This is a genomic window from Rhizobium sp. CB3090 (genome assembly GCF_029714285.1).
Taxonomy (GTDB): Bacteria; Pseudomonadota; Alphaproteobacteria; order Rhizobiales; family Rhizobiaceae; genus Rhizobium.
This window is the reverse complement of record NZ_CP121662.1, coordinates 3,429,517-3,453,799: the sequence shown is the minus strand read 5'-3', so window position 1 is coordinate 3,453,799 and position 24,283 is coordinate 3,429,517. Positions and strand designations below refer to the sequence as shown.

At 60.1% G+C, this 24,283-nt stretch carries 18 protein-coding genes and 1 pseudogene; 8 read left to right on the top strand and 11 right to left on the bottom strand.

Going from position 1 to position 24,283, the window contains the following annotated elements:
- Positions 1-60: 60 nt before the first annotated feature.
- A complete protein-coding gene (locus QA646_RS16570) occupies positions 61-720 on the top strand; it encodes a YggS family pyridoxal phosphate-dependent enzyme (RefSeq protein ID WP_283056496.1) in 660 nt (219 codons plus the stop codon).
- A gap of 39 nt (positions 721-759) precedes the next feature.
- On the opposite strand, the gene QA646_RS16565 is transcribed toward QA646_RS16570, so the two are convergent.
- Both QA646_RS16565 and QA646_RS16560 read right to left on the bottom strand, forming a co-directional pair.
- Positions 760-1,176: a hypothetical protein gene (locus QA646_RS16565; RefSeq protein WP_283056495.1), complete on the bottom strand. Its 417-nt coding sequence runs from the start codon at positions 1,174-1,176 to the stop codon at positions 760-762.
- 164 nt (positions 1,177-1,340) lie between these two features.
- Positions 1,341-2,048 carry a DUF1013 domain-containing protein gene (locus QA646_RS16560; protein WP_283056494.1) on the bottom strand — a complete coding sequence of 236 codons (708 nt, stop codon included), beginning with the start codon at positions 2,046-2,048 and terminating at the stop codon, positions 1,341-1,343.
- A gap of 222 nt (positions 2,049-2,270) precedes the next feature.
- Between QA646_RS16560 and acs the strand changes: the two genes are divergently transcribed.
- Positions 2,271-4,229 carry an acetate--CoA ligase gene (gene acs / locus QA646_RS16555; RefSeq protein WP_283056493.1) on the top strand — a complete coding sequence of 653 codons (1,959 nt, stop codon included), beginning with the start codon at positions 2,271-2,273 and terminating at the stop codon, positions 4,227-4,229.
- A gap of 68 nt (positions 4,230-4,297) precedes the next feature.
- Here the strand turns inward: acs and QA646_RS16550 are convergent, their stop codons facing one another.
- Positions 4,298-5,305 (bottom strand): alpha/beta fold hydrolase, encoded by a 1,008-nt coding sequence (locus QA646_RS16550; RefSeq protein ID WP_283056492.1) that lies wholly within the window; start codon positions 5,303-5,305, stop codon positions 4,298-4,300.
- Positions 5,306-5,378: 73 nt separating this feature from the next.
- Entirely contained in the window at positions 5,379-5,597 is a 219-nt protein-coding gene (locus QA646_RS16545) for a DUF1674 domain-containing protein (protein WP_283056491.1), read from the bottom strand.
- A 108-nt stretch (positions 5,598-5,705) separates the two neighbouring features.
- Here QA646_RS16545 and htpX point away from each other — a divergent pair, with 108 nt between their 5' ends.
- The 4 genes from htpX (at position 5,706) to purH (ending at position 11,684) form a co-directional block, all read left to right on the top strand.
- A complete protein-coding gene (gene htpX, locus QA646_RS16540; RefSeq protein WP_283056490.1) occupies positions 5,706-6,692 on the top strand; it encodes a zinc metalloprotease HtpX in 987 nt (328 codons plus the stop codon).
- Positions 6,683-8,083, top strand: a complete 1,401-nt coding sequence (locus QA646_RS16535; RefSeq protein ID WP_283058894.1) for an RsmB/NOP family class I SAM-dependent RNA methyltransferase — start codon at positions 6,683-6,685, stop codon at positions 8,081-8,083. The genes htpX and QA646_RS16535 overlap by 10 nt, the downstream gene beginning before the upstream one ends.
- Positions 8,084-8,352: 269 nt before the next feature.
- A complete protein-coding gene (locus tag QA646_RS16530; RefSeq protein ID WP_283056489.1) occupies positions 8,353-9,978 on the top strand; it encodes a heparinase II/III family protein in 1,626 nt (541 codons plus the stop codon).
- A gap of 89 nt (positions 9,979-10,067) precedes the next feature.
- Complete coding sequence (purH, locus tag QA646_RS16525) at positions 10,068-11,684, top strand: bifunctional phosphoribosylaminoimidazolecarboxamide formyltransferase/IMP cyclohydrolase (RefSeq protein ID WP_283056488.1); 1,617 nt, start codon at positions 10,068-10,070, stop codon at positions 11,682-11,684.
- A gap of 141 nt (positions 11,685-11,825) precedes the next feature.
- On the opposite strand, the gene QA646_RS16520 is transcribed toward purH, so the two are convergent.
- Positions 11,826-13,229: an MFS transporter gene (locus QA646_RS16520; protein WP_283056487.1), complete on the bottom strand. Its 1,404-nt coding sequence runs from the start codon at positions 13,227-13,229 to the stop codon at positions 11,826-11,828.
- A 149-nt stretch (positions 13,230-13,378) separates the two neighbouring features.
- Positions 13,379-18,166: an NAD-glutamate dehydrogenase gene (locus tag QA646_RS16515; protein WP_283056486.1), complete on the bottom strand. Its 4,788-nt coding sequence runs from the start codon at positions 18,164-18,166 to the stop codon at positions 13,379-13,381.
- A gap of 296 nt (positions 18,167-18,462) precedes the next feature.
- Here QA646_RS16515 and pdxY point away from each other — a divergent pair, with 296 nt between their 5' ends.
- Complete coding sequence (gene pdxY, locus QA646_RS16510) at positions 18,463-19,338, top strand: pyridoxal kinase PdxY (protein WP_283056485.1); 876 nt, start codon at positions 18,463-18,465, stop codon at positions 19,336-19,338.
- Between the two features lie 72 nt (positions 19,339-19,410).
- Positions 19,411-20,052 (top strand): carbonic anhydrase, encoded by a 642-nt coding sequence (locus QA646_RS16505; RefSeq protein WP_283056484.1) that lies wholly within the window; start codon positions 19,411-19,413, stop codon positions 20,050-20,052.
- A 74-nt stretch (positions 20,053-20,126) separates the two neighbouring features.
- Here the strand turns inward: QA646_RS16505 and QA646_RS16500 are convergent, their stop codons facing one another.
- The 5 genes and pseudogenes from QA646_RS16500 to QA646_RS16480 form a co-directional block, all read right to left on the bottom strand.
- A complete protein-coding gene (locus tag QA646_RS16500; protein ID WP_283056483.1) occupies positions 20,127-20,948 on the bottom strand; it encodes a lytic transglycosylase domain-containing protein in 822 nt (273 codons plus the stop codon).
- A gap of 289 nt (positions 20,949-21,237) precedes the next feature.
- Positions 21,238-22,272, bottom strand: a complete 1,035-nt coding sequence (locus QA646_RS16495) for an aspartate-semialdehyde dehydrogenase (RefSeq protein WP_283056482.1) — start codon at positions 22,270-22,272, stop codon at positions 21,238-21,240.
- 111 nt (positions 22,273-22,383) lie between these two features.
- Positions 22,384-22,589: pseudogene (locus QA646_RS16490) on the bottom strand (hypothetical protein).
- A gap of 12 nt (positions 22,590-22,601) precedes the next feature.
- Entirely contained in the window at positions 22,602-23,111 is a 510-nt protein-coding gene (locus tag QA646_RS16485) for a DNA starvation/stationary phase protection protein (RefSeq protein WP_283056481.1), read from the bottom strand.
- Positions 23,112-23,412: 301 nt separating this feature from the next.
- Positions 23,413-24,162, bottom strand: a complete 750-nt coding sequence (locus tag QA646_RS16480) for a glucose 1-dehydrogenase (protein WP_283056480.1) — start codon at positions 24,160-24,162, stop codon at positions 23,413-23,415.
- Between the last annotated feature and the right edge of the window lie 121 nt (positions 24,163-24,283).

The window sequence follows — 24,283 nt, the reverse complement described above, 5'->3', positions numbered from 1 at the left end:
AGGCCGACTGCCTCATTACTGCAAAGTGTCAGGAACAGTCGCAAATATCGAGGCGAAAAGATGGAACTTCAAGAGCGATTGAACGCGGTTCATGGCCATATCTCGGCGGCGGAGCGTCAGGCCGGCCGGCCGGCGGGTGCCGTGCAGCTCGTCGCGGTTTCCAAGACCTTCGATGCCGAAGCGATCCGTCCCGCGATTTTGGCCGGCCAGCGGGTGTTTGGCGAAAACCGTGTGCAGGAGAGTCAAGGCAAGTGGCCTGAATTGAAGGCTGAAACACCGGGCATCGAGCTGCACCTGATCGGGCCGCTGCAATCGAACAAGGCGGCGGACGCGGTGGCGCTGTTCGACGTCATCGAAACGGTCGACCGGGAAAAGATCGCCCGCGCCCTGGCCGATGAGATGAAACGTCAGGGCAAGGTGCTGAGGCTTTATGTGCAGGTCAACACCGGCCTGGAGCCGCAAAAGGCCGGGATTGCACCTGACGACACGTTTGCTTTCGTCGATTTCTGCCGGAAGGAGCTTGGACTCTCGATCGAGGGGCTTATGTGCATTCCGCCTGCGGATGAGAATCCGGGGCCGCATTTCGCATTGCTCGCCAAACTCGCGGCCAAGGCTGGCGTCGAAAAGCTTTCGATGGGCATGTCGAGCGACTACGAAATTGCCGTTGCCTTTGGCGCAACAAGCGTTCGCGTCGGTTCCGCGATTTTCGGGGCGCGGTAGATCCGCTGTTAAAGCCAAAAATGTCGGAATGGGGTTCCGCTATCGTGCCGCCGCCGTCCGAGCCCGGAATCCCAATCCAAAGCCAATCATGTTTCCTATCGTTACGCCGACGAAGGAGGCGGCGGCAATCTGTGCTATCTGTTCCCAGGAGGTGATGAAAGCATAGGCGAGAAATGCACCCGCTAGGAACAGGTATGGCCCGAAGAACATCAGCATGGCCAATATATAAACCGATAATGTGAAAATGATGCCGGTTACGGCAACCTTGTCGATTTCGACAAGCGAGCCGATGATGACACCAGCCATAATAAAGATGGCCGGCAGTATGATGTGCTCGAATATGGCGAATTTTCCAAAACGCCCTTGCAGGACCTTCCGTCTTGTCAGCAATGCGGCCACCATGGCGGCCAGCAAACCGGACGCGTAGTTGTAATATCCGATGGCCAAGATCGACATTGCAGGTTCATCTCGCGTGGTTGTGTAGCGAGAGCATATACAATGCCTCATAGGTTGTCCTCGCTGCATAAGGACGCAGCAAGATGGATCAGAAGCATTGCCATAATCCGATATGAAAAACCCCGGCTCTCACCGGGGCTTCGAATCATAGGATCGATCGTCTCTCAGTAGCGGTCGTCGTCATCATCGTCGGGCGTGGAGGATTTCAGCGACTTCAGCTTGGCGAAGACAGCGTCGGCGTCGATTTCCTTTTCCTTCTCTTCGTCGCGGTCATAGCTGAAGCCGAGCTTCTCGGTTTCCTGGGCCGGCTGCAGCGTCGCGCCGAGTTCGGCGGCGGTCGGCAGCGGACGACCCTTGGCGGCCTTTTCCACTTCCATGTCGAGGTCGATTTGGCTGCAGAGGCCGAGGGTCACCGGATCCATCGGCGTCAGGTTCGTCGAGTTCCAGTGCGTGCGGTCGCGAATCTGCTCGATGGTCGACTTGGTGGTACCGACGAGGCGGGAAATCTGTGCGTCCTTCAGCTCTGGATGATTGCGCACCAGCCAGAGAATGGCGTTCGGCCGATCCTGGCGCTTGGAGACCGGCGTGTAGCGTGGGCCGCGGCGCTTGGATTCAGGCACGCGAACTTTCGGTTCGGAGATCTTCAGCTTGTAGTTCGGATTGGCTTCGGCGCGCGCGATTTCGTCGCGGGAGAGCTGACCGGTTGCAATCGGGTCGAGGCCCTTGATGCCCTGGGCGGCCTCGCCATCGGCAATCGCCTTGACTTCGAGCGGGTGCAGCTTGCAGAACTGTGCAATCTGGTCGAACGACAAGGCCGTATTGTCGACAAGCCAGATGGCTGTTGCCTTTGGCATGAGCAATTGTTGAGCCATGGATATAGTCCTTCTGTCAGTCCGCGCCGGTGTCGCGGTCCGGGGTGTAACACCACATTGTCCGGGAAATATGGCCCTATATAACCGCAGTGTTGCGGAATTGCAATTCTTTGCCGATGAAATGCGCTTTGTCTAATTGCTGTCGTAACTTGAGCTGCTATTGATTGCATGGGATGAGCACCCGCGATCTCGACAGAGGGTGCCAAGGTTGAGGAGGAAACCATGTCGGAAAAGATTCATCCGGTCACAAAGCCGGTTAAAGCACGCGCCTTGATCGATGCGGCAAAATATCAGAAATGGTACAGGCAGAGCGTCGAGGATCCCGACACTTTCTGGGGCAAACACGGCCAGCGGATCGACTGGTTCAAACCCTATACCAAGGTCAAGAATACGTCCTTCACCGGGAAAGTCTCGATCAAATGGTTCGAAGACGGGCTAACCAATGTTTCCTACAACTGCATAGACCGTCACCTGAAGAAGCACGGCGATGATGTGGCCTTCATCTGGGAAGGCGACAATCCCTATATCGACAAGAAGATCACCTATAACGAGCTCTACGAGCATGTCTGCCGACTGGCGAATGTCCTGAAGAAGCATGGCGTCAAGAAGGGTGATCGCGTCACCATCTACATGCCGATGATCCCCGAGGCCGCTTACGCAATGCTCGCCTGCGCCCGTATCGGCGCGGTGCATTCCGTGGTCTTCGGCGGCTTCTCGCCGGAGGCGCTGGCCGGCCGCATCATCGATTGCCAGTCGACCTTCGTCATTACCTGCGACGAGGGCCTGCGCGGCGGCAAGCCGGTGCCGCTCAAGGACAATACCGACACGGCGATCCACATTGCTGGCCGGCACTATGTCAATGTCGAGAAGGTTCTGGTCGTTCGCCGCACTGGCGGCAAGACCGGCTGGGCGGCGGGCCGCGACCTCTGGTACCACCAGGAAGTAGCGACGGTGAAGGCGGATTGTCCGCCCGCGAAGATGAAGGCGGAAGACCCGCTGTTCATCCTTTATACGTCAGGCTCTACCGGCAAGCCGAAGGGCGTGCTGCACACGACAGGCGGCTATCTCGTCTATGTGGCGATGACGCATGAATATGTCTTCGATTATCATCCCGGCGATATCTATTGGTGCACGGCCGATGTGGGATGGGTCACCGGTCATTCCTATATCGTCTACGGACCGCTGGCGAACGGCGCGACGTCGCTGATGTTCGAGGGCGTGCCGAATTTCCCGGATCAGGGCCGCTTTTGGGAAGTCATCGACAAGCACAAGGTCAATATTTTCTATACGGCGCCGACGGCTATCCGCTCGCTGATGGGGGCTGGCGACCACTTCGTCAAGCGCTCCTCGCGCTCCAGCCTGCGCCTGCTCGGCACGGTCGGCGAGCCGATCAATCCGGATGTCTGGGAGTGGTATTACAATGTCGTCGGCGACGGCCGCTGCCCGATCGTCGATACATGGTGGCAGACGGAGACCGGCGGCCACATGATCACGCCGCTGCCGGGCGCCACCGATCTGAAGCCGGGTTCCGCGACCCTGCCTTTCTTCGGCATCCAGCCGCAATTGGTGGACAATGAGGGCAATCTGCTGGAAGGGGCGGCTGACGGCAATCTGGTCATAGCCGACAGTTGGCCGGGCCAGATGCGTACGGTCTATGGCGATCACGAGCGTTTCATCCAGACATACTTCTCGACCTATAAAGGCAAGTATTTCACCGGAGACGGCTGCCGGCGCGATAAGGACGGCTATTACTGGATCACCGGTCGCGTCGATGACGTGCTGAACGTCTCCGGCCACCGTCTGGGCACGGCGGAGGTCGAATCGGCGCTCGTCTCGCACCACCATGTCTCGGAAGCCGCCGTTGTCGGCTATCCGCATGCGATCAAGGGTCAGGGCATCTATTGCTATGTGACGCTGATGGCGGGCCAGGAAGGTTCGGATGCGCTGCGGCAGGAGCTGGTGAAACATGTACGCACCGAAATCGGGCCGATCGCCTCGCCCGACAAGATCCAGTTCGCCCCCGGCCTGCCGAAAACCCGTTCCGGCAAGATCATGCGCCGCATCCTGCGCAAGATCGCCGAAGACGATTTCGGCGCGCTCGGCGATACGTCGACGCTGGCCGATCCGGCTGTTGTCGATGATCTGATTGCCAACAGGCAGAACAAGGCGGATGCGGCTTGAGCCGGTTATCTCGCTCCATGGTGGCGGGATAGCGATTTCTCAGGATTAGGCGAGCGTTTATCTCTCGCCTAATCTTGGTTTCGCCTGCAAGCGTTGAAAAAGGCGACCGCTTTGCGGGCAAGCTGATCATGCACGCTCTTTCGCCCCAAGCCGGCGGCGTCCCGGAAGATTTCCGGCTCTGCTTCCATGCTTTCAAGCGTGGGTTCTGGCAAAAAAGTGTAGTGGCCCACTCCTCCCTGCATGATATCCAGGGAACTCGACCGCGTCTTGTTGTGGAGCCAAGAACAGCATTCGGTGGCGGGCGCGATGGTGTCCGCGTCGCCTCCGATGATGTGAACAGGTATCTTTATCTGCTCGAGACTTTCTTCGGTAAAGCCGAAGACCGAACGACCTGGCGCGATCACCAAAGCAGTCTTGAATCTGTCATCCTTGAAGCTGTTCCTTCGCCGGTTCCATGATTCCAGAAAAGTTCCGTTCTGAAGCAGCGAAGGAATATGATCGGCCAGATCAGGGAATTCTCTGGGGCCCCGTATGGGACTCTTTTGCGGATTATCCGGCTCGAACTGTGAGTAGGCAACGCGGGCACCCGAGACCAGCATGGCGGTGTAAGCGCCGGCGGAGAAGCCCGCGACATAGACATGGTTCTCGAATGTCCCGCCTAAGGCCTCTTTCCAATCATCAGTATCGAGCAAGGCGCTGAGGTCGGACGCCCGCTCCCAAAGACATAGGAAACCTTCGGGTCTATATGGCTCACTGCCGGTATGACCATGATGGTTGACGCCCAGAGCTACGAAGCCGGATTGCGCCAACCGATGGCCGAGCCATTCCAATCCGGCAGCGACACCACCAGAGCCATGAGACAAGAGCACCAGAGGTCGCGGATTGGGAGATAGTTTGATTGGCGCGCCGAGCGCTACTGTTTGGTGTTTGAACCAAGAGGGCGTGGATGATGGAACCTCGATAGCCTCATCGACCGCAGGATACCAGGCGGACCAAGCGAGTGGACGCGGACCGGTGCCATCCCAGTTCGTTCGATTCGCATCGAAAGAGAGACCCTGACGAAAGCCTACGGGCATTGCGTTCCTTTACAGCGGCACCCCGATTATCGGCGTGAGGACGGCTCATGCCGAGCGGCTTTTAAAGCCACTTTCAAAAATCGATTGCGCGCCCATTGATCTCCCAGTCACCAAAGCGGGAGGGCTCGGCGCCGCCGCGGCCGCCGGTTTCGGGGGGAAGATCGGGTTGCGTTTGGGCCTTGCGGCGCTCCTCGGCTTCCGCGAGCGCTCGTTTGGCGGCTGGCGAGAGTGGTTTGCGAGGCGCCGTGTGGGCGTCGACATCGTTTTTATTATCGTTATCTGCAGTCTGCATGGCGTGATGCGGCCCGGAACCGTTGAAATAGGCTGGTGAATAGCCAAATCATAGTGCGTCCGGCCGCAAAGAGAAAGGTTCGGACTGACGATGTGATGGAGACATCAGATGAACCTTATGCGTACCGCCATGCTGCTTGCCTTCATGACTGCCCTGTTCATGGGCGTCGGCTATTTGATCGGCGGCCAAGCCGGCATGATGATCGCGCTTGTCGTCGCTGCGGGCATGAATTTCTTTTCCTACTGGAATTCCGATCGCATGGTGCTTTCCACCTATAATGCCCAGGAGGTGGACGAGCGCAGCGCGCCGGAATTTTACCGCATCATCCGCGACCTGGCGCGCAATGCTGGTCTGCCGATGCCGAAAGTCTATCTCTTTGACAGCCCGCAACCGAACGCCTTTGCCACCGGCCGCAATCCCGAAAATGCTGCCGTCGCCGCCTCGACCGGCCTGCTCAATGCGCTGACACCGGAGGAAGTCGCAGGCGTGATGGCGCATGAACTGGCGCATGTGCAGAACCGCGATACGCTGACGATGACGATCACCGCGACGCTCGCCGGTGCCATCTCCATGCTCGGCAATTTCGCCTTCTTCTTCGGCGGGCGCCGCGACAACAACAATCCCCTTGGAATCGTCGGCGTGCTGGTCGCGATGATCGTCGCTCCGCTGGCCGCCATGCTGGTGCAAATGGCGATCAGCCGCACGCGCGAATATTCGGCAGACCGCCGCGGCGCGGAAATCTGTGGCAATCCCCTCTGGCTCGCCTCGGCGCTCGGTAAAATCGCCCGTGGAGCGGAGCATATCCCCAATGAAGAGGCCGAAGGTCATCCGGCGACGGCGCATATGTTCATCATCAATCCGCTTTCCGGTGCGCGCATGGACAATCTATTCTCCACGCATCCGGATACGGAAAACCGCATCGCCGCGCTCCATGAGATGGCGCGCTACGGCGGTGGCGGCGGCCATGCCGCCGACATGCAGCCCGGCTTTGGCTCGACGGGACCGGTCTTCACTGCTAATCCGGTGCGCAAATCGCGCTCCGTACCGAATACGGGTCGCGGTGGTTCGCAACCGCCGAAGGGACCCTGGTCTTGAATTCCAACAATAAGAAGCCTTTCAACAAAGACAGAAGACCATCCGGCAATCGCCGGCCGCATGATTCGGGTCCGGCCAAACCGGGATTTGCGGCGCGCGCTGCCGCGACGAAGATTCTCGCCGCCGTCATCGACCGCAGGACGCCGCTCGATGGCATGTTGGATGCCGAAGGCGGCAATCCTGCCTATAGGGCGCTTGGCGAAAGCGACCGGGCGCTGGTGCGTGCCATTTTGAATTCGGCGCTACGGCATTTGCCACGCATCGAGGCCGCGATCGCCTCGTTGCTGGATTCGCCGCTGCCGGAAGGCGCCCGCGCCCTGCATCATGTGTTGGTGGTCGGGGCCGCACAGATGCTCTATCTCGACGTGCCGGATCATTCCGCCGTCGATATCGCCGTCGAGCAGGCCAACCAGGATCCGCGCAATCGCCGCTTTGCCAAGCTGGTCAACGCCATTCTCAGGCGAATCGGGCGGGAGAAGCAGGAGATTCTGACCCGGGTTGCCGATGTGCCGGCCATGCCGGCCTGGTTCCTGGCGCGTCTCGAAGCGGCTTATGGCGCTGAAGCCGCGTCCAGGATTTCGGACACGCAACTGGAGCCGGCGGCGATCGACATTACCGTGAAATCCGATACCGAAGGCTGGGCGAAGCGCTTGAATGGCGTTGTTTTGCCGACCGGCGGGGTGCGACTCGCCGCCTTCGAAGGCTCCATTCCCTCGCTCGACGGCTTTTCGGAAGGCGAATGGTGGGTCCAGGATGCTGCCGCCAGCATTCCGGCAAAACTGTTCGGTTCGCTTTCCGGGCTCAACGTCGTGGATCTCTGTGCCGCGCCGGGCGGCAAGACGGCGCAGCTCATTCTCGCCGGCGGCAAAGTGACCGCACTCGACCAATCCGCCAATCGCCTCAAGCGGCTTTCCGCCAATCTGGCAAGGCTCGGGCTGGGAGCGGAAACCGTCGTTGCCGACATGGCCAAGTTTCAGCCCGATGATCTCTTCGATGCCGCTCTTCTCGATGCGCCCTGTTCGTCGACGGGCACGACGCGCCGGCATCCCGACGTGCTCTGGACCAAGGGTCCCGAGGACATCGCCAAGCTTGCCGCCCTGCAGGAGCGCCTGCTTCGTCACGCGCTGACCCTGGTCAAGCCTGGCGGGCTGGTGGTGTTCTCCAACTGTTCGCTCGATCCGGAAGAGGGCGAGGATCTCGTCGCGCGCGTTCTGGCTGACACGGGCACGGCTGAGCGGGTGCCGATCAAGCCTGAGGATTGGCCCGGTCTCGAAGCCGCGATCTCGCCTCTCGGCGCTTTCCGCACCACACCCGACATGCTGCCGCTTGCCGGCGGTTTTGCTTCCGGGCTGGACGGTTTCTTCGCCGTGGTGCTCCGCCGCACGCGATAGTGGCGAGGCTAAAGGGCATCGCGATCTCCCGGAGTCGCACCCTGCGCTTTTGATTTTGCGCATATCGTTATCGCAGAACCGCTGCACCCTTTGGCGCGACATGCTTTGGAGCGCTTACGTTCGGATTGACCAAAAGGACGGCACAATGTCCTTATTTGGCATATTCCTAACCTCTTCTTAACCACCGATATAGAGAGTAAGCATAAGCAAATATGCAGTTTTTCCGGCAGGGTTCGGTGAGTTTAAACATGCGGGAAGCATGGCGGCGAATGTCGCGCCGCGCGGCGTTGACGCGATTGCGTCTCACCCGCCACACGATGCGTGTGCCGGAACGGTTGATCGTGGCTCCGACGGATCTGCGGAGCGTTGATCCGTTTTTTGTCGAAGAGCTTTTGAATGGCCGCATCCTGTTGGCCGGCCGCGTGCTGGAAACGGAGGGGAAATCTCCCTTCGCCTTGGAGCTGCCGTCGCAGGCCTTCGCCGCCCGCCTGCATAGTTTCCGCTGGCTACGGCATTTGCGGGCGGAAAAAAGCGATCGGGCCTCGGCCTTGGCGCGCTCCATTCTCAACGACTGGATGGTAGTTCACGGCCGTCGGCTGCAGGGATTAGCGTGGGGACCCGATATCGCCGCCCAGCGGCTGATCGCCTGGCTGTCGCATTCGCCCGTGGTGCTGCAGGGCACGGATGGCGGCTTTTATCGCCGTTTCATGCGTATGCTGGTCTTCCATGTCCGGTATCTCCGCCGCGTGGCGGCAACGACACGGGATGGCGAGACGCGGTTCCGGGTGCGGATAGCGCTCGCCATGTCCTCGGTCGCCATGCCGAACGGTGCCTCGACGCTGAAGCGCGCCGGCCAGGCGCTCGACCGCGAAATCGACCGGCAGATTCTCCCCGATGGCGGACATATCTCCCGCAATCCGCGCGTGGCGTTGGAGCTGCTGCTTGATTTGTTGCCGCTGCGCCAGACCTACGTCAATCTCGGTCATGATGCGCCGGCGCGGTTGATCCCCGGCATCGACCGCATGTATCCAGCCCTGCGCTTCTTCCGGCATCAGGATGGCGACCTCGCACTGTTCAACGGCGCGACCTCGACGCTCGCCAACGAGCTGATGTCGGTGCTACGCTATGACGAAACTGCCGGCCAGGTGTTCAAGGCGCTGCCGCATACGAAATATCATCGGCTGGCGGCCGGGCAGGCCGTGGTCATCATCGATACCGGGGCCCCTGCTTCCGCCGACCTCAGCCGTACGGCGCATGCCGGCTGCCTGTCCTTCGAAATGTCTTCCGGCAAATACCGTTTCATCGTCAATTCCGGCTCGCCGAATTTTGCCGGCGACCGCTATATCCAGGCGGCACGCGCCACGGCGGCGCATTCCACCGTGACACTCGACGATACGTCGTCGAGCCTGTTTTCCAGGTCGAAAACGCTCGGCCCGGTGATGGTCAGCGGCGTGAAGAAGGTCATCGTCGAGCGCGCCGAAACTGAAGATGGCCGCGATTATGTCCGGGCAGTGCATGACGGCTATCTCTCAAGCTATGGCTATGCCCATGAGCGTGAGCTGAGCCTGAATGCCAGCGGCACCATTCTCGCCGGTCGCGACCGCTTTTTCGTGCCGGAAGGCAAGAAATCGCTGCTGAAGGGCGATGGTCTGGCCTCCGCACGTTTTCACATCCATCCTTCCATCAGCCTGCTGCAGACCGAAACCGACGCCGCATTGCTGATTGCGCCGGATGGCGAGACCTGGGTGTTCTCCTCGCCGGGCAACGAGGTGCTGGTGGCTGAGGATATCTTTTTTGCCGACGCTTCCGGCATGCGCTCCTCCGACCAGCTCGAGATCGTTTTCCCTATCGCCGAAAAGCCGGAAATCCGCTGGTTTTTATCCCATCGGCCATAGGCTAAGTGCTTAAGCTGTGTTAACGGGGCGGGCATATTGTCCCGCACCGTTCTTGCCGGACATCTCCTCATGCTAGACTGGAGAAAGCCATGGCCGTCGTTTCCAAAAAAATCCCAGCCCCCGACAAAGTGAAGGTAAAGACCGCGCTTCTGTCCGTCTCGGACAAGACCGGCATCGTCGAGCTTGCCCGGTCACTCAGCGCAAAGGGCGTGCGGCTGTTGTCGACCGGCGGCACGCACAAAACCATTGCGGCCGCGGGCCTCGCCGTTACCGATGTGTCCGACGTGACGGGTTTTCCGGAGATCATGGACGGCCGCGTCAAGACGCTGCACCCGAAGGTGCATGGCGGCCTGCTCGCTATCCGTGATGATGCTGAGCATCAGGCGGCGATGAAGGAGCACGGCATCGAGGGCATCGACCTCGTCGTCATCAATCTCTATCCCTTCGAGGATGTCCGCAAGGCCGGCGGCGATTATCCGACGACAGTCGAGAATATTGACATCGGCGGCCCCGCGATGATCCGTGCTTCGGCCAAGAACCATGCCTATGTGACGATCCTGACCGATCCGGCCGATTATCCCGAGCTGCTGAAGCAGCTTTCGGCCGATGCGGGTCAGACCGCCTATGCCTTCCGTCAGCGCATGGCCGCCAAGGCTTTCGCCCGCACCGCTGCTTATGATGCAATGATCTCCAACTGGTTTGCCGAAGCGCTGGATATTGCCACGCCACGCCACCGCGTCATCGGCGGCATGTTGCGTGAGGAGATGCGCTACGGCGAAAACCCGCATCAGAAGGCGGCGTTCTACGTTACCGGCGAGAACCGCCCCGGCGTTTCGACGGCAACGCTCATCCAGGGCAAGCAGCTTTCCTACAACAACATCAATGATACCGACGCCGCCTATGAACTCGTTGCCGAGTTCCTGCCGGAAAAGGGTCCGGCCTGCGCGATCATCAAGCATGCCAATCCTTGCGGCGTTGCTACCGGCCCCAGCCTCGTCGAGGCCTATAAGCGGGCGCTTGCCTGCGATTCCGTCTCCGCCTTCGGCGGCATCATCGCGCTGAACAGCCTGCTCGATGCGGAAACGGCCGAAGAGATCGTCAAGCTCTTCACCGAGGTCATCATCGCGCCAGAGGTCAGCGAAGAAGCCAAGGCGATCATCGCTCGCAAGCCAAACCTCCGCCTGCTTTCGGTTGGCGCCCTGCCCGATCCGCGGGCATCCGGCCTGACAGCCAAGACCGTGTCCGGTGGCCTGCTCGTGCAGAACCGCGACAATGCACTGGTCGAAGACATGGAGCTGAAGGTCGTGACCAGGCGGGCGCCGACGGCGCAGGAGCTGGAAGACATGAAGTTTGCCTTCCGCGTTGCCAAGCACGTGAAATCGAATGCCGTCGTTTACGCCAAGGATGGTCAGACGGCCGGTATCGGCGCCGGCCAGATGAGCCGCGTCGATTCGGCCCGCATCGCTGCTATCAAGGCGGAGGAAGCTGCCAAGGCCATGGGGCTTGCCGAGCCGCTGACGCGCGGCTCAGCCGTCGCATCCGAAGCCTTCCTGCCGTTTGCCGACGGCCTGCTCTCGGCGATTGCGGCGGGCGCTACGGCCGTCATCCAGCCGGGTGGCTCGATGCGTGACCAGGAAGTCATCGATGCCGCTGACGAGCACAATGTCGCGATGGTCTTTACCGGCGTACGCCATTTCCGTCACTAATATCCTGCAGCTACTCCACCCTCATCCTGAGCTCGTCGAAGGACGAGGGTGACCCCATAGTTGGGTACCCGCCCTCGTGGTTCGAGACGGCCCTGCGGGCCTCCTCACCATGGGCTGATCATCTCGCTGGTATATCCCTTATCAAAAGAGGGATATTTTATTTCCCTTATCAGCCGGATAGGGTGTCGGCAGCAAGAGCAGCAGCCCTCCCGCGAGAAAGATAATCAGCGTTGCCATGCCGAGGCGCGCAGAGCCGCTCCAATAGGTCATCAGCGAGAAGAATAGCGTCGCCATGAAGCTGGTTGCGCGGCCGGAGAGTGCGTAGATGCCGAAATAGCGGCCTGCCTCGCTCAGGCTGACGCTGCGGGCAAGATAGGAGCGCGATGAGGCCTGCACAGGGCCGAAGGCGAGACCGACCAGCAGGCCATAGGCAATATAGGCCTTCTCCGCCGCAGTGCCGAACAAGCCTCCGGAATCGACGGTCGAGAGCGGCACGAGGCCGAAGAGGGTAAAGCCCGGCCCGGTGGAAATGATGCCGAGCGCAGCCAGGAGCAGCATGGTCAGGCTGATCACGACCGTTTTCTTAGAACCCAGCCAGCGGTCGACATAGCCGGCAATAAAGCAGCCGAAAATCGCGACGACGTTGAGGATAATGCCGTAAATGCCGATCTCGATGGTCGCCCAGCCAAACATACCTGCGGCGAAAGTGCCGCCGAGAATCAGCAGGCCGTTGACGCCGTCCTGGTAGACCATGCGCGCGATCAGGAAAAGGCTGATACCCTGGCGGCGCTTCAGTTCGCCGAGGGTCATTCTGAGCTCATGCAGGCCGGAGCGAACCGCGGTTTCTAACGGCAAGCCACGGGCGGCATCCGGCGTGAAGAAAAACATCGGAAGAATGAAGAGAAAATACCAGACAGCGGAAATCGGTCCGGTGATGCGGGCATCTTCGCCGAGTGTGGCGTCGAGGCCGAAGAGCGGTGTCAGGCCGAGGATGGTCTTGCCGGTTTGCGGATTGCCGGCCAAAAGCGCCACGACGGCGATGAGCACGATCATGCCGCCGAGATAGCCGAGCCCCCAGGCGGCATTCGACAACCGGCCGATATCTTCCTTGCTGACGAGCCGCGGCATCATCGAATCGTTGAAAACGATCGAGAACTCGGCCGAAATGGAAGCGAGAATCATGAAGATGATGGGATAGATCACCGGCGAACCGGGTGCGGCTCCCCAGAGGCAGAAGAGGCTGGCGATCTTGATGACGGCAAAGAAGGCGATCCAGGGTTTGCGTGCGCCGGACTGGTCGGCAATGGAGCCGAGTACCGGCGACAACACCGCGATGATCACCGAGGAGATCGTCGCCATATTGCTCCACGTCGTCTGCGCAGCCACCGGATCCGCCGTCAGCCGCGCGACGAAATAGGGACCGAAGATGAAGGTGGTGACGACGGTGAAGAACGGCTGTGCCGCCCAGTCGAAGAACATCCACCCCCAGATGCCCCGCGCCGGCACCTTTGCCGGCGCATCGTCCCTTATTTCTGTAGCCACCAAATGCCTGCCCCTGATTCCATAGCGCGTCCAGAGCGGCTCAGCGTTTCACAGAATCGCTTCGCCGCTCTGTCCTTTGTTTTTACGCATTCCGGACGGAAAACCGCTTCGCACTTTTCCTGGAATTGCTCAATCGCGCCGGGCGGACTGTGTCATCTCGCCCGGTCATGCGCAAGGTCGGTCAGGAGGCCAGCAGCAACGGTGATCCGGGCCAGGTTCGGATCGCCGCTTTCGCTGAGGCCCGCAAGCTCTTCGGCAATGCGGTTGATGCGGATGCGGTCTTCGGCGTGCCAGGCGAGGATCGGTTGCTTGTCCTTCGGATGATTGCTGAGCGCCGAGATGACGATATCGCGGCGGGCGCCGGCAATCTGGTCGAGGCTGCGGGCCAGCGCCAGGCTTTCATAATGATCGCCGGTGATAATCCGGCTGCCGGCGAGCAGCAGACGGCCGACCCGGAAGGTCTGCGACACGGTGAAGTAGCTTTCGGCGGCGCGGTTGAGCGTATCGCCCGTGCGCTCGGCGATCTGCATGATCTCCGGCACGAGGACGAGCGCGTAGATCGTCGCGATCTCGGAAGCGAGCCTTTCGGGTAAGCCGGCGGCCTGATAATCCGCCTGCCGGGTCGCGATCTCGGCTGCAAAATCCGCCGGGATCTGGCTGAGGAAGACCGGCCGCAGCCGCTTCAATGCTCCCTGAAGCCGGCTAACGGTTTCCGTTATGTCGCCTTTGGCCGCTCCGGTTTTCAGCAGCAGGCGGGTCAACACCGTATAGACTTCGGTGATTTCGCCATAGACGCGGTTCTGCACCTGGCCGCCGACTTTGCCATCAAGCGCATCCGTCTCGTTCCACAACCTGTCGAGGTCGAAGCCGTCGCGGGCGAGCACGGCGGCCTTGACCACTTCGGCGGCCGAGGCGGCGGTCGCATCCATCATGCTGACGGCAAAGCCCGGTCCGCCGCGGTTGATCGCTTCGTTTGCCAATGCCGTTGCGATGATTTCGCGGCGCAGCCGATGGCCGGCGATATCGGCGGCATGGACGCGTTGCATCTTCGCCGGGAAATATCGGCTGAGCGTCGCGGCAAAATAAGGGTCGTCCGGCAGATCGCTCGCCGCCAGGGCATCGAACAGGACGATCTTGGCATAGGAGAGCAGGACGCCGATTTCGGCGCGGCTGAGCGGCCGGCCATTGGCGTAGCGCTCGGCAAAGGTCTGGTCGTCCGGCAGTGTCTCGACCTTGCGGTTGAGCTGCTTTGTGCCTTCGAGAACGCTCATGAAGCGGCTGAGCTCCAGACCGTTGCCGGTGCCCTTGCGTTCCGTCAGCGAGATCGCCAGCGACTGCAGATAGTTGTTGCGCAGCACCAGCGCCGCCACTTCGTCGGTCATCGAGGCGAGCAGCGTATCGCGCTTGGCGCGCGTCAGGCGGCCATCGAACATGGCGGATGCCAGCGCGATCTTGATATTGACCTCGACGTCCGAGGTGTTGACGCCCGCCGAATTGTCGATGGCGTCGGAATTGCAGCGCCCACCCTTAAGGCCATAGGCGATGCGGCCCTTCTGGGTGACGCCGAGATTGGCGCCTTCGCCGATCACCCTGGCGCGAACCTCTTCCGCGGTGATGCGGATCGGATCGTTGGCGCGATCGCCAACTTCCGAATCCGTTTCGGCCGGCGCCTTGACATAGGTGCCGATGCCGCCGAACCACAGCAGATCCACCGGGCTCTTCAGGATCGCCGTCATGATCTCGAAGGGTGTCGCCACGGTCTTGTCGATGCCGATAGCGGCCGCGGCTTCAGGCGTCAGCGTTACCGATTTCGCCGAACGCGAGATGATCATCGCGCCCTTTGACAGGACGCTTTTGTCGAAATCCTGCCAGCTCGAACGGGCGAGATTGAAGAGTCGCTGGCGCTCGGCGAGCGTCTTTGCCATGTCCGGATCGGGATCGATGAAGATGTCGCGATGATCGAAGGCGGCGAGCAGGCGGATTTTCGGCGACAGCAGCATGCCGTTGCCGAAGACGTCGCCGGACATGTCGCCGACGCCGGCGACGGTGAAGGGCGTCGTCTGGATATCGATATCCATTTCACGGAAATGCCGCTTGACAGTCTCCCAGGCGCCGCGCGCCGTGATGCCCATCTTCTTGTGGTCGTAGCCTGCCGAGCCCCCCGAGGCGAAAGCGTCGTCCAGCCAGAAACCGGCTTCCTGCGCCAGGGCATTGGCGGTGTCGGAGAAAGTAGCGGTGCCCTTGTCGGCGGCGACGACGAAATAAGGGTCGTCCCCATCCTGCCGCACCGTGTCCGGCGGCGGCACGATATCGGTACCGGAGATATTGTCGGTGATCGACAGCAGGGTGCGGATATAGGTCTTATAGGCCTCGCGGCCGGCGTTGAATATCTCGTCGCGACTGCCGCCGACCGGAAGTTTCTTCGGATAGAAGCCACCCTTGGCGCCGACGGGCACGATGACGGCGTTCTTCACCTGCTGCGCCTTTACAAGGCCCAGAACTTCCGTGCGGTAGTCCTCAGCGCGATCCGACCAGCGCAGACCACCGCGGGCGACCTTGCCGAAGCGCAGGTGCACGCCTTCCACCTCGACGCCATAGACGAAGATCTCGCGGAAAGGCCGCGGTTCCGGCAGGCCATCCAAGAGTTTCGGATCGAGCTTGAAGGCAAGCATGGCCTTTGGCGTGCCTTCCGGGTTTCTCTGGAAATAGTTGGTACGCAGCGTCGCATCGACGGCGTTGACATAGCGGCGGAGAATGCGGTCGTCGTCGAGGCTTGGAACATCGGCGAGTTCCATCTCGATCGTCGCATGCAATTCGCTGAGTTTCTTCGTGCGGTTTTTCTCGCTGAGCTTCGGGTCGAGCGTATCGTGGAACAGCCGGAAAATCGAGCCTGCGATGCGCGGATATTTGTCCAGCGTCGCGGCAATATAATCCTGCGAATAGGCGATACCGGCCTGGCGGAGATAACGGGCATAGGCGCGCAGCACATTGGTTTCGCGGGCGGAAAGGCCGGCGGAGATAATCAGCCGGTTGAAGCCGTCATTATCGATCGTGCCCGCGAAGGCTGCGAGAAAGGCTTCTTCCAGCGCCGCACCGTGGCGAGCGAGATCGATCGCGCCGCCGCGGGCTTCCAGCTCCATATCATGGAGAACGACATGGCCGTTCTTACTGTCCTTGGTCGCGACGTATATGTCGAAGGTCCGCTCGCTCAGCACATTGAAGCCGAGATTTTCGAGCAGTGGCACGCGGCGCGACAGCGCCAGATTGCCTTCACCGTGGAAGATCTTCAGCGACAGGATATCCCCCCCTTCGTCCTTGCGGACGTAAAAGGCGATGCGGATCTGGCCGGCACCGGCAATGGCCGTGATATTGGGCAGGTCGGCAACGGCATCTTCCGGCGAAAAGGCTTCCTGAAAGGCCTGGCTAACGGAGATATGCGGCGCCTTGGGTCCGGCCAGCATTTCGAAGCGGTCGTCCCAGCGGGCGGTGATGGCGCGGATCGCCGCTTCAAGCTTCGCCTGCGGAATGTGCGGGGTCTTGCCGCCGCTGCGGCCGATGATGAAATGCACGCGTGCTACGCCGCCTTCCGGGAAAGCTGGGTAATAGGCGGAGACGCGGCCGTCATAGACGGTCTTCAGATGATTGCCGATCCTCTCCCGGACGACGGAATCATATTCTTCGCGCGGAACGTAGACGATGACCGAGACGAAACGGTCGAAATGGTCGATGCGCGGTAGTGCGCGTACGCGCGGCCGGTCGGCAAGGTCGTTGATCTGTTCGGCAAAGCTTGCGAGCAATGTCGTGTCGATCTGAAAAAGATCGTCGCGCGGATAGGATTCCAGCGTGTTATCCAGCATGCGCCCGGAATGGCTGGCCGGGTCGAAGCCGAAATGGTCCTTGACTTTCTGGACCTTGGACCGCAACAGCGGCACCTCCGCGGCGGCGCTGGTGTAGGCGGTGGACGTATAAAGGCCGACGATGCGCAATTCGCCGGTGACGTTGCCGTCGGCATCGAAACGCTTGACGCCGACATAGTCCATATAGGCACGGCGGTGGACGACCGACTTCACATTGGCCTTGGTGACGATCAGGAAATCCGGTCCATCGAGGAAGGCCAGGATTTCCGGCGTCGTGGTGACGGCGTCTTTTCCCTGGCGCAGGACGAGGACGTCGGGATTGGAGAGGATGCCGAGACCGGCGCCGCGGTCGCGCTCAACCTTGGCGTTTGCACCCTTGCCGGAATAGACATATTCGCGCATGCCGAGGAAAGTGAAATTGCCGTCGCGCAGCCAAGCGAGGAAGGCCAGCGCCTCGTCGCGATCCGCCTTGCGGCGGCCGGTGGCCTCGTAGGTGGAAAGCTCCGCTATCACCGTATCGAGCCGCGTCAGCATCGGCTTCCAGTCGGAAACGGTCAGATGTGTCTGGTCGAGCACGGTTTGCACGCGTTTGATCAGGTCTGCTGCCTGTGCTGCGCTCAGCGGCGATAGATGCAGTTGAATATGGCTGACGCGATCGGCGGGATTGCTTGGATGATCGGCGGAATAAAGCGTGGGCTGCTTGCCGTCTTCGATGACGAGGATCGGATGTACCGCCATATAAAGGTCGCGGTAGCTGCTCGTCACCTCGCCCATGGCCGATTCGTAGAGGAAGGGCATGTTATGGTCTGTTATCGATAGGATCGAGACGGGCGCGCCTTCGGGGTCGATGTTTGCAACCTGCGCGATGGTGACGCGAGGAGACGTGCCGCTCCAGGCCGCCAGCTCACCCGCCGCATGCACGGCGGCGAGAGCAAGCATTTCCGGGCTGTAGCGCTCCAAATCGTCATTGCTCGCCCGGCCGAACAGGATTTCCGGATCGAGATGCGCCTCGCCGGTGGCGGCGGCGATCTTGCGCGCTGCTTCGATCTGTTTTTCCCGTTTCGGATTGGTCCTGGGTGCCATGAAATTCCTCCCCTATTTCCGAGTTTTGGTGACCTTATCAGAAGGTTTATCGAAAAAACTGGCAAAATGAATGCGGATTTCATCGCTTTTCGACCGATTTGGTCTCAAATTTTGAAAAACCATGCTGGTTTTGGTGATCTTTGATGCAAACCGTGTGAAAATTGGCGCAGAATTGGCGATATCGTGTCCTCAACAGAGGTTTTCATGACTCTGTGAAGCGTGGTTGACAGAATGACGCTAAACAGATCATCACCGGCGCCATCGAGGCCCGAAGATCGGAACTGGAAGCAAGCATCATGTCGGACACTGCGGCAGGCGCCGTTATCGTCATCTCCAGCCATGTCGTCAGAGGCTCCGTCGGCAATCGCGCCGCCGTCTTCGCGCTGGAAACCCTCGGTCACCCCGTTTGGGCGCTGCCGACTATCGTCTTGCCTTGGCACCCCGGTCACGGCCGCTCGACGCGGCTGACCTTTGCCGAGGCGGATTTCGATCATGCGATCAACGATCTCATCGCCGCGCCTTGGCTCACGGAGGTGAAGGCGGTACTGTCGGGTTATTTCGGCAATGCCGCGCAGGCACGTTCCGTTGCGCGGCTGGTAACGGCGCTCAAGGAAAAGAACCCCGATCTCTTTTATGCCTGCGATCCCGTCATCGGCGATTCCGGGGGGCTTTACGTGCCCGAAGCAACGGCGGAAGCGATCCGCAACCACCTCATTCCGCTCGCATCGCTGGCGACGCCGAACCGCCACGAGCTTGCCTGGCTCGCCGGCGCGCCGCTCGAGGACAACAATGCCGTCATGGAGGCTGCCCTGGCGTTGGGGCCGTCCCGCATGCTGGTAACATCGGCCGTGCCGATGATGACCGGCGGCACCGGCAATCTCTATCTCAGCGGACGTAACGCGTTGTTTGCCGAACATCGCAGCATCGACAAGGCACCGAATGGGCTCGGCGACCTGCTCTCGGCCGTGTTTCTGTCACGGCTGCTGTCGGGGATGGATGAGGAGCGAGCTTTGCAATTGACGACCGCCAGCGTCTATGAAGTACTGGCGCGGGCGGTCAAGCGCGGTAGCGACGAATTGACGCTCGCCGCCGATGCTTCCAGCCTGTCGACACCCATGGCTATGGTGCAGATGCGGCGCCTGCTGCACCCGGCGCAACGGCGGAAGAAATAGCGATCGGCTCCGGCGATAGGTTTTTGAAGCGCAATAGTTGCCATCGGCCGCAGTGCGCTGTAATTCAATATCATGCTGACCTTTCCTAACTCTCTTCTGAACGGCTATCGCAACTTCATGAGCGGGCGTTACGTCGATGAACGCGATCGCTATCGCAATCTCGCTGAGGAAGGGCAGAAGCCTGCAACCCTCGTGATCGCCTGTTCCGATAGCCGCTCGGCACCGGAGACCATTTTCGATGCCGGGCCCGGAGAGCTTTTCGTCATTCGCAACGTCGCCAATATGGTGCCGCCCTACGAGCCGGATGGTCATTTTCACTCGACGTCCGCAGCTCTGGAATTCGCGGTGCAGTCGCTGAAGGTCTCGGATATCGTCGTTATGGGGCACGGTCGTTGCGGCGGTATCCGTGCGGCGTTGGACCCGAATGCCGAGCCGCTGTCGCCGGGCGATTTCATCGGCCGCTGGATGGGCCTCGTAAAGCCGGCCGCCGAGCAGATCCAGAGCAATGACGTCATGACGCCTGCCGAGCGGCAGACGGCGCTGGAGCGCATCTCCATCCGTAATTCGCTCAACAATTTGCGTAGCTTTCCCGACATCAAGGCGCTGGAAGAGGAAGGGAAATTGAACCTGCATGGCGCATGGTTCGATATCTCGACGGGCGAGCTTTGGGTGATGGATCCGGAGACGCGCGATTTTATCCGGCCTGAAATCTGAGAGTTCGATAGGCGCAAACGAAAAAGGCGCCCGGGCTATTCGGCCGAGCGCCTTCTTTTGATTTATCGCGGTGATTATTGGCCGTCGATCTGCTTGCCGATATAGGCGATTGCCTGCTGGTAGACGGCTGCATCGTTCCAACCGCCGATCGCCGCAAAATTCGGCTCGCCGGGCTGATAGCCTAGACCCGGCTGCCAGCCATGGCCCTTCAGGAAGTTTGCGGTCGAGGCCAGCGCGTCGGCGCGGGAGCCGACCAGATCGACTTTGCCGTCGCCATCGCCATCGACACCGAAATTGACGACGTTCTTCGGCATGAACTGGGTCTGGCCGATTTCGCCATGGGCTGCGCCGTGGGCAGTCGGGCTGAGATAGCCTTCGCCGACGAGCTTGAGGGCGGCATAGAGCTGATCGGTGAAATAATCCGAGCGACGGCAGTCATAAGCGAGCGTCGACACGGCGGAAAGCGTATGCTGGTCGCCCATAAAGCCGCCGAAACCGGTTTCCATGCCCCAGATGGCAATGATCGGGCCGGCCGGCACGCCATAGCGCTTTTCGATTCTCGAGAACAATGCGGCATTGGCCTGCTTCATGCTCTTGCCGCGGCTGATGATCGTCTGGCCGCCGCGCTTCCTCATGAAATCTTCGAAGGAGAGCTTGAAGCTTTTCTGGCCGCGATCGGCGCGGATGGTCGGTTGATTGTAGTGAACATTGGCAAAGGCTCGGTCGAGAACGGAGGCGCTGACGCCCTGGGCTTGGGCTTCCTGCTTGAATTCCTGCACCCAATTCTCAAAACCAGCCGATGAGTTGCCGCAAGCTGCCGCATTCGCCGCAAACGGCGTCACCAACAGCAATCCGCCTGCCACGAGAGTTGCCATTCCAGACTTTGTCATGCGCATTCAGAGTCCCCGAATTCTTACCGCGCGAGACGCGGTAACGGTTTTTGATGGCGCATAAGCCTTCCAATTTTCCAGGCCTATGCGCGGTCCTACTGTGACCGGACCATGCCAGTATCCGGCAATTCTGTCATTATCACGGTTCCGCGATCAATATTTTCGCTTCACGTGAAACATCGTACCTAACGCAGCTTCGCAAAAGCCTCGTCTTTCGATCCGAAATGACGAGGCTTTTCTTTTGATCCTGCTTAACCAGCAAAGGTTGAAAAACCGTAAATGGTTTATAAACCGTTTATGCCGCCTGCTTACGTGGCTTGACAAGGCCGCGGTTGATCAGGAGTTCGGCGATCTGGATGGCGTTCAGCGCCGCGCCCTTGCGCAGATTGTCCGAGACGACCCAGATGTTGAGACCGTTTTCAACCGTCGCATCCTCGCGGATGCGCGAGATATAGGTCGCGTCCTCACCAGCGGACTCGTAAGGCGTGATGTAGCCACCGTTTTCGCGCTTGTCGATGACGAGGCAGCCCGGTGCTTCGCGCAGGATATCGCGAGCCTGATCGGCGGTGATCTCGTTTTCGAACTCGATGTTGACCGATTCCGAATGGCCGATGAAGACCGGCACGCGTACGGCGGTGCAGGTGACCTTGATCTTCGGATCGAGCATCTTCTTGGTTTCGGCCAGCACCTTCCATTCTTCCTTGGTGTAGCCGTCTTCCATGAAGACATCGATGTGCGGGATGACGTTGAAGGCAATGCGCTTGGTGAACTTCTTCGACTCGATCGGATCGGCGACGAAGACGGCGCGGGTCTGGTTGAAGAGCTCGTCCATGCCGTCCTTGCCGGCGCCGGAGACGGACTGATAGGTGGAGACGACGACGCGCTTGATCTTGGCGAAGTCATGCAGCGGCTTCAGCGCCACGACGAGCTGCGCGGTCGAGCAATTCGGGTTGGCGATGATGTTGCGCTTGGTGAACTGGGTGACGGCATCAGGGTTCACTTCCGGCACGATCAGCGGCACGTCGGCGTCATAGCGCCAGGCCGAGGAGTTATCGATGACGACGCAGCCCTGGGCGCCGATCTTCGGCGAGAACTTCTTCGAGACATCGCCGCCGGCCGACATCAGACAGATGTCGGTGTCGGAGAAATCGTAATTCTCCAGGTTCGAAACCTTCAATGTCCGATCGCCGAAGGAAACTTCGGTGCCCTGCGAGCGGGCCGATGCGAGCGCTACGACCTCGTCAGCCGGAAAACCGCGTTCGGATAGGATATTGAGCATTTCACGGCCGACATTCCCGGTCGCGCCCGCAACTGCAACTTTGAAACCCATTTCTCAAGCTCTCTTTCTCTTCTCTCCTCTTCGGCGAGGGGGGAACCACGGCCAATGAAGACCGGTTCCTGTCCCCGGCCGAGCCGGGGAGAGAGCGGCAGGCCAGAGACGTCAGACGGTTTTCGTCGTCGTTTTGGCCTTGGTTTTGGAAGAAACCGGAAAACGGAACTCCTGCCCGGCAAATTCTGCCAGGTGACCGAAATTATCGATTTGTTCGAAGCGAACCATGGAGGTCTTCCTTTTCCGCCGCCGGTTCTACGGGGTTTTCCACAGGAGTCAAGGATTTTGCGTTCCCGCCGAGGCGGGAACGCGGAAATCGGCTTCGGCCTTCAGCGGTTGGTGTTGCGGGTGGATTCGAATAGGAACCAGGTGCGGCGTTCCGTCTCGTCCAGCCAGACTTCAAGGAGACTGGCGGTGGCGACATCGCCATATTCATCGCAGACATCGTGAGCGGCGCGGATTTCGGCGGAAAGCCTGAGGTTGTCGTCGGCCAGCTCGGCGAGCATGTCCTGAGCATCGACATATTCGGCGTCATTATCGGCGATACGCTGCAGCTTGGCGATGTGGCCGATCGAACGCAGCGTGGTGCCGCCGATCTTTCGGGCGCGTTCGGCCATCGGGTCCGTCATGGCGAAGATCTGCTCGCCCTGCTCGTCCAACAACAGGTGGTAATCGCGAAAATGCGGCCCGCTCATATGCCAATGGAAATTTTTGGTCTTGAGATAAAGGGAAAAGACGTCGGCCAGCAGCGAATTCAGTGCTGCGGAAATATCGCGTGTCGCTTCTTCGCTGAGATTGGTGCGGGTGCCCAGTTTCGACTTGGTATTGGCGGTATTCATGATGACGTGCTCCGTTTCGTTGGTCGCAACAGCGATCTCTCAGAGACTTTCATGGGAATTCACGGCGTTGGCCCGCCAGGGATCGCATTGCAGATAGGATCTGTCTTGAAAGTTTTCGCGGTCAAGATGTCGCTTGCAGCAAAACCGGCCGCGGGTCTACGTAAAAACCCGAACGGCAATCATAGTATGAAGACGGGGGCGTTTTGGCAATTGTCGCCGGAGGCGACTGACCGGATCGGAACCGTGGCATGAGGAAGGCCGCTTCCCTCGTCGGGAGGAAAGCGGCTCTGCGGATAAGCGGTTATTTCAGACCACCGCCGGCATAAAGGGTTTCGCCGGTCAGCCAGCCGGAATCCTTCGAAGCGAGGAAAACGGCGATCGGGGCGATATCGGTCGGCTGGCCGAGGCGGCCAAGCGGCGTCTGCGAGACCATATGCTTCTCGAAATCGCTGCCGATGATGCCTGCCGCGATAACGCCTTCGGTTTCGACGCCGCCCGGCGAAATAGTGTTGACGCGGATATTGCGGGGGCCGAGTTCCTTGGCGAGGATCTGGGTGATCGAGGTGACGGCGGCCTTGGTCGCCGTATAGACCGCGGCGGTCGGCAGGTTCATGGTGACTGCGGTCGAGGCGATGTTGATGACATTGCCGCCTTCAGGGCCGAAATGCTTTACCGCCTCCTGCGTCGTCAGCAGCGTGCCGAGAACATTGATGTTGAATTCGCGATGGAATTCTTCTTCGGTGATCTCTTCCAGCGCCTGGAATTGATAGACGCCGGCATTGTTGACGAGGATATCGAGGCCGCCGAAGGCTTCCTTGGTTTCGGCAAAAAGCCGCTTCACGTCGGCGGCTTTCGAAACGTCGCCGTGCGCTGCGATCGCCTTGCCGCCCTTGGCGGTGATTTCGGCCACGACCTTGTCGGCGCCTTCGCGGCTCGACGCATAATTGACCACGACGGCAGCCCCCGCCTCGCCCAATGCTTTGGCGATGCCCGCGCCGATACCTTTCGATGCTCCGGTCACGATCGCGACCTTGCCTGCCAGCTTGCTCATGTTATCTCCTATCGAGAAGGTTGTTAGATAATTTTATAACTATCGAATTGATGGCGCAGACGAGGCCCTACATTGTTGGCCTTCATCCCGCCCATTTGATATTTAGATAATCATCTAACTG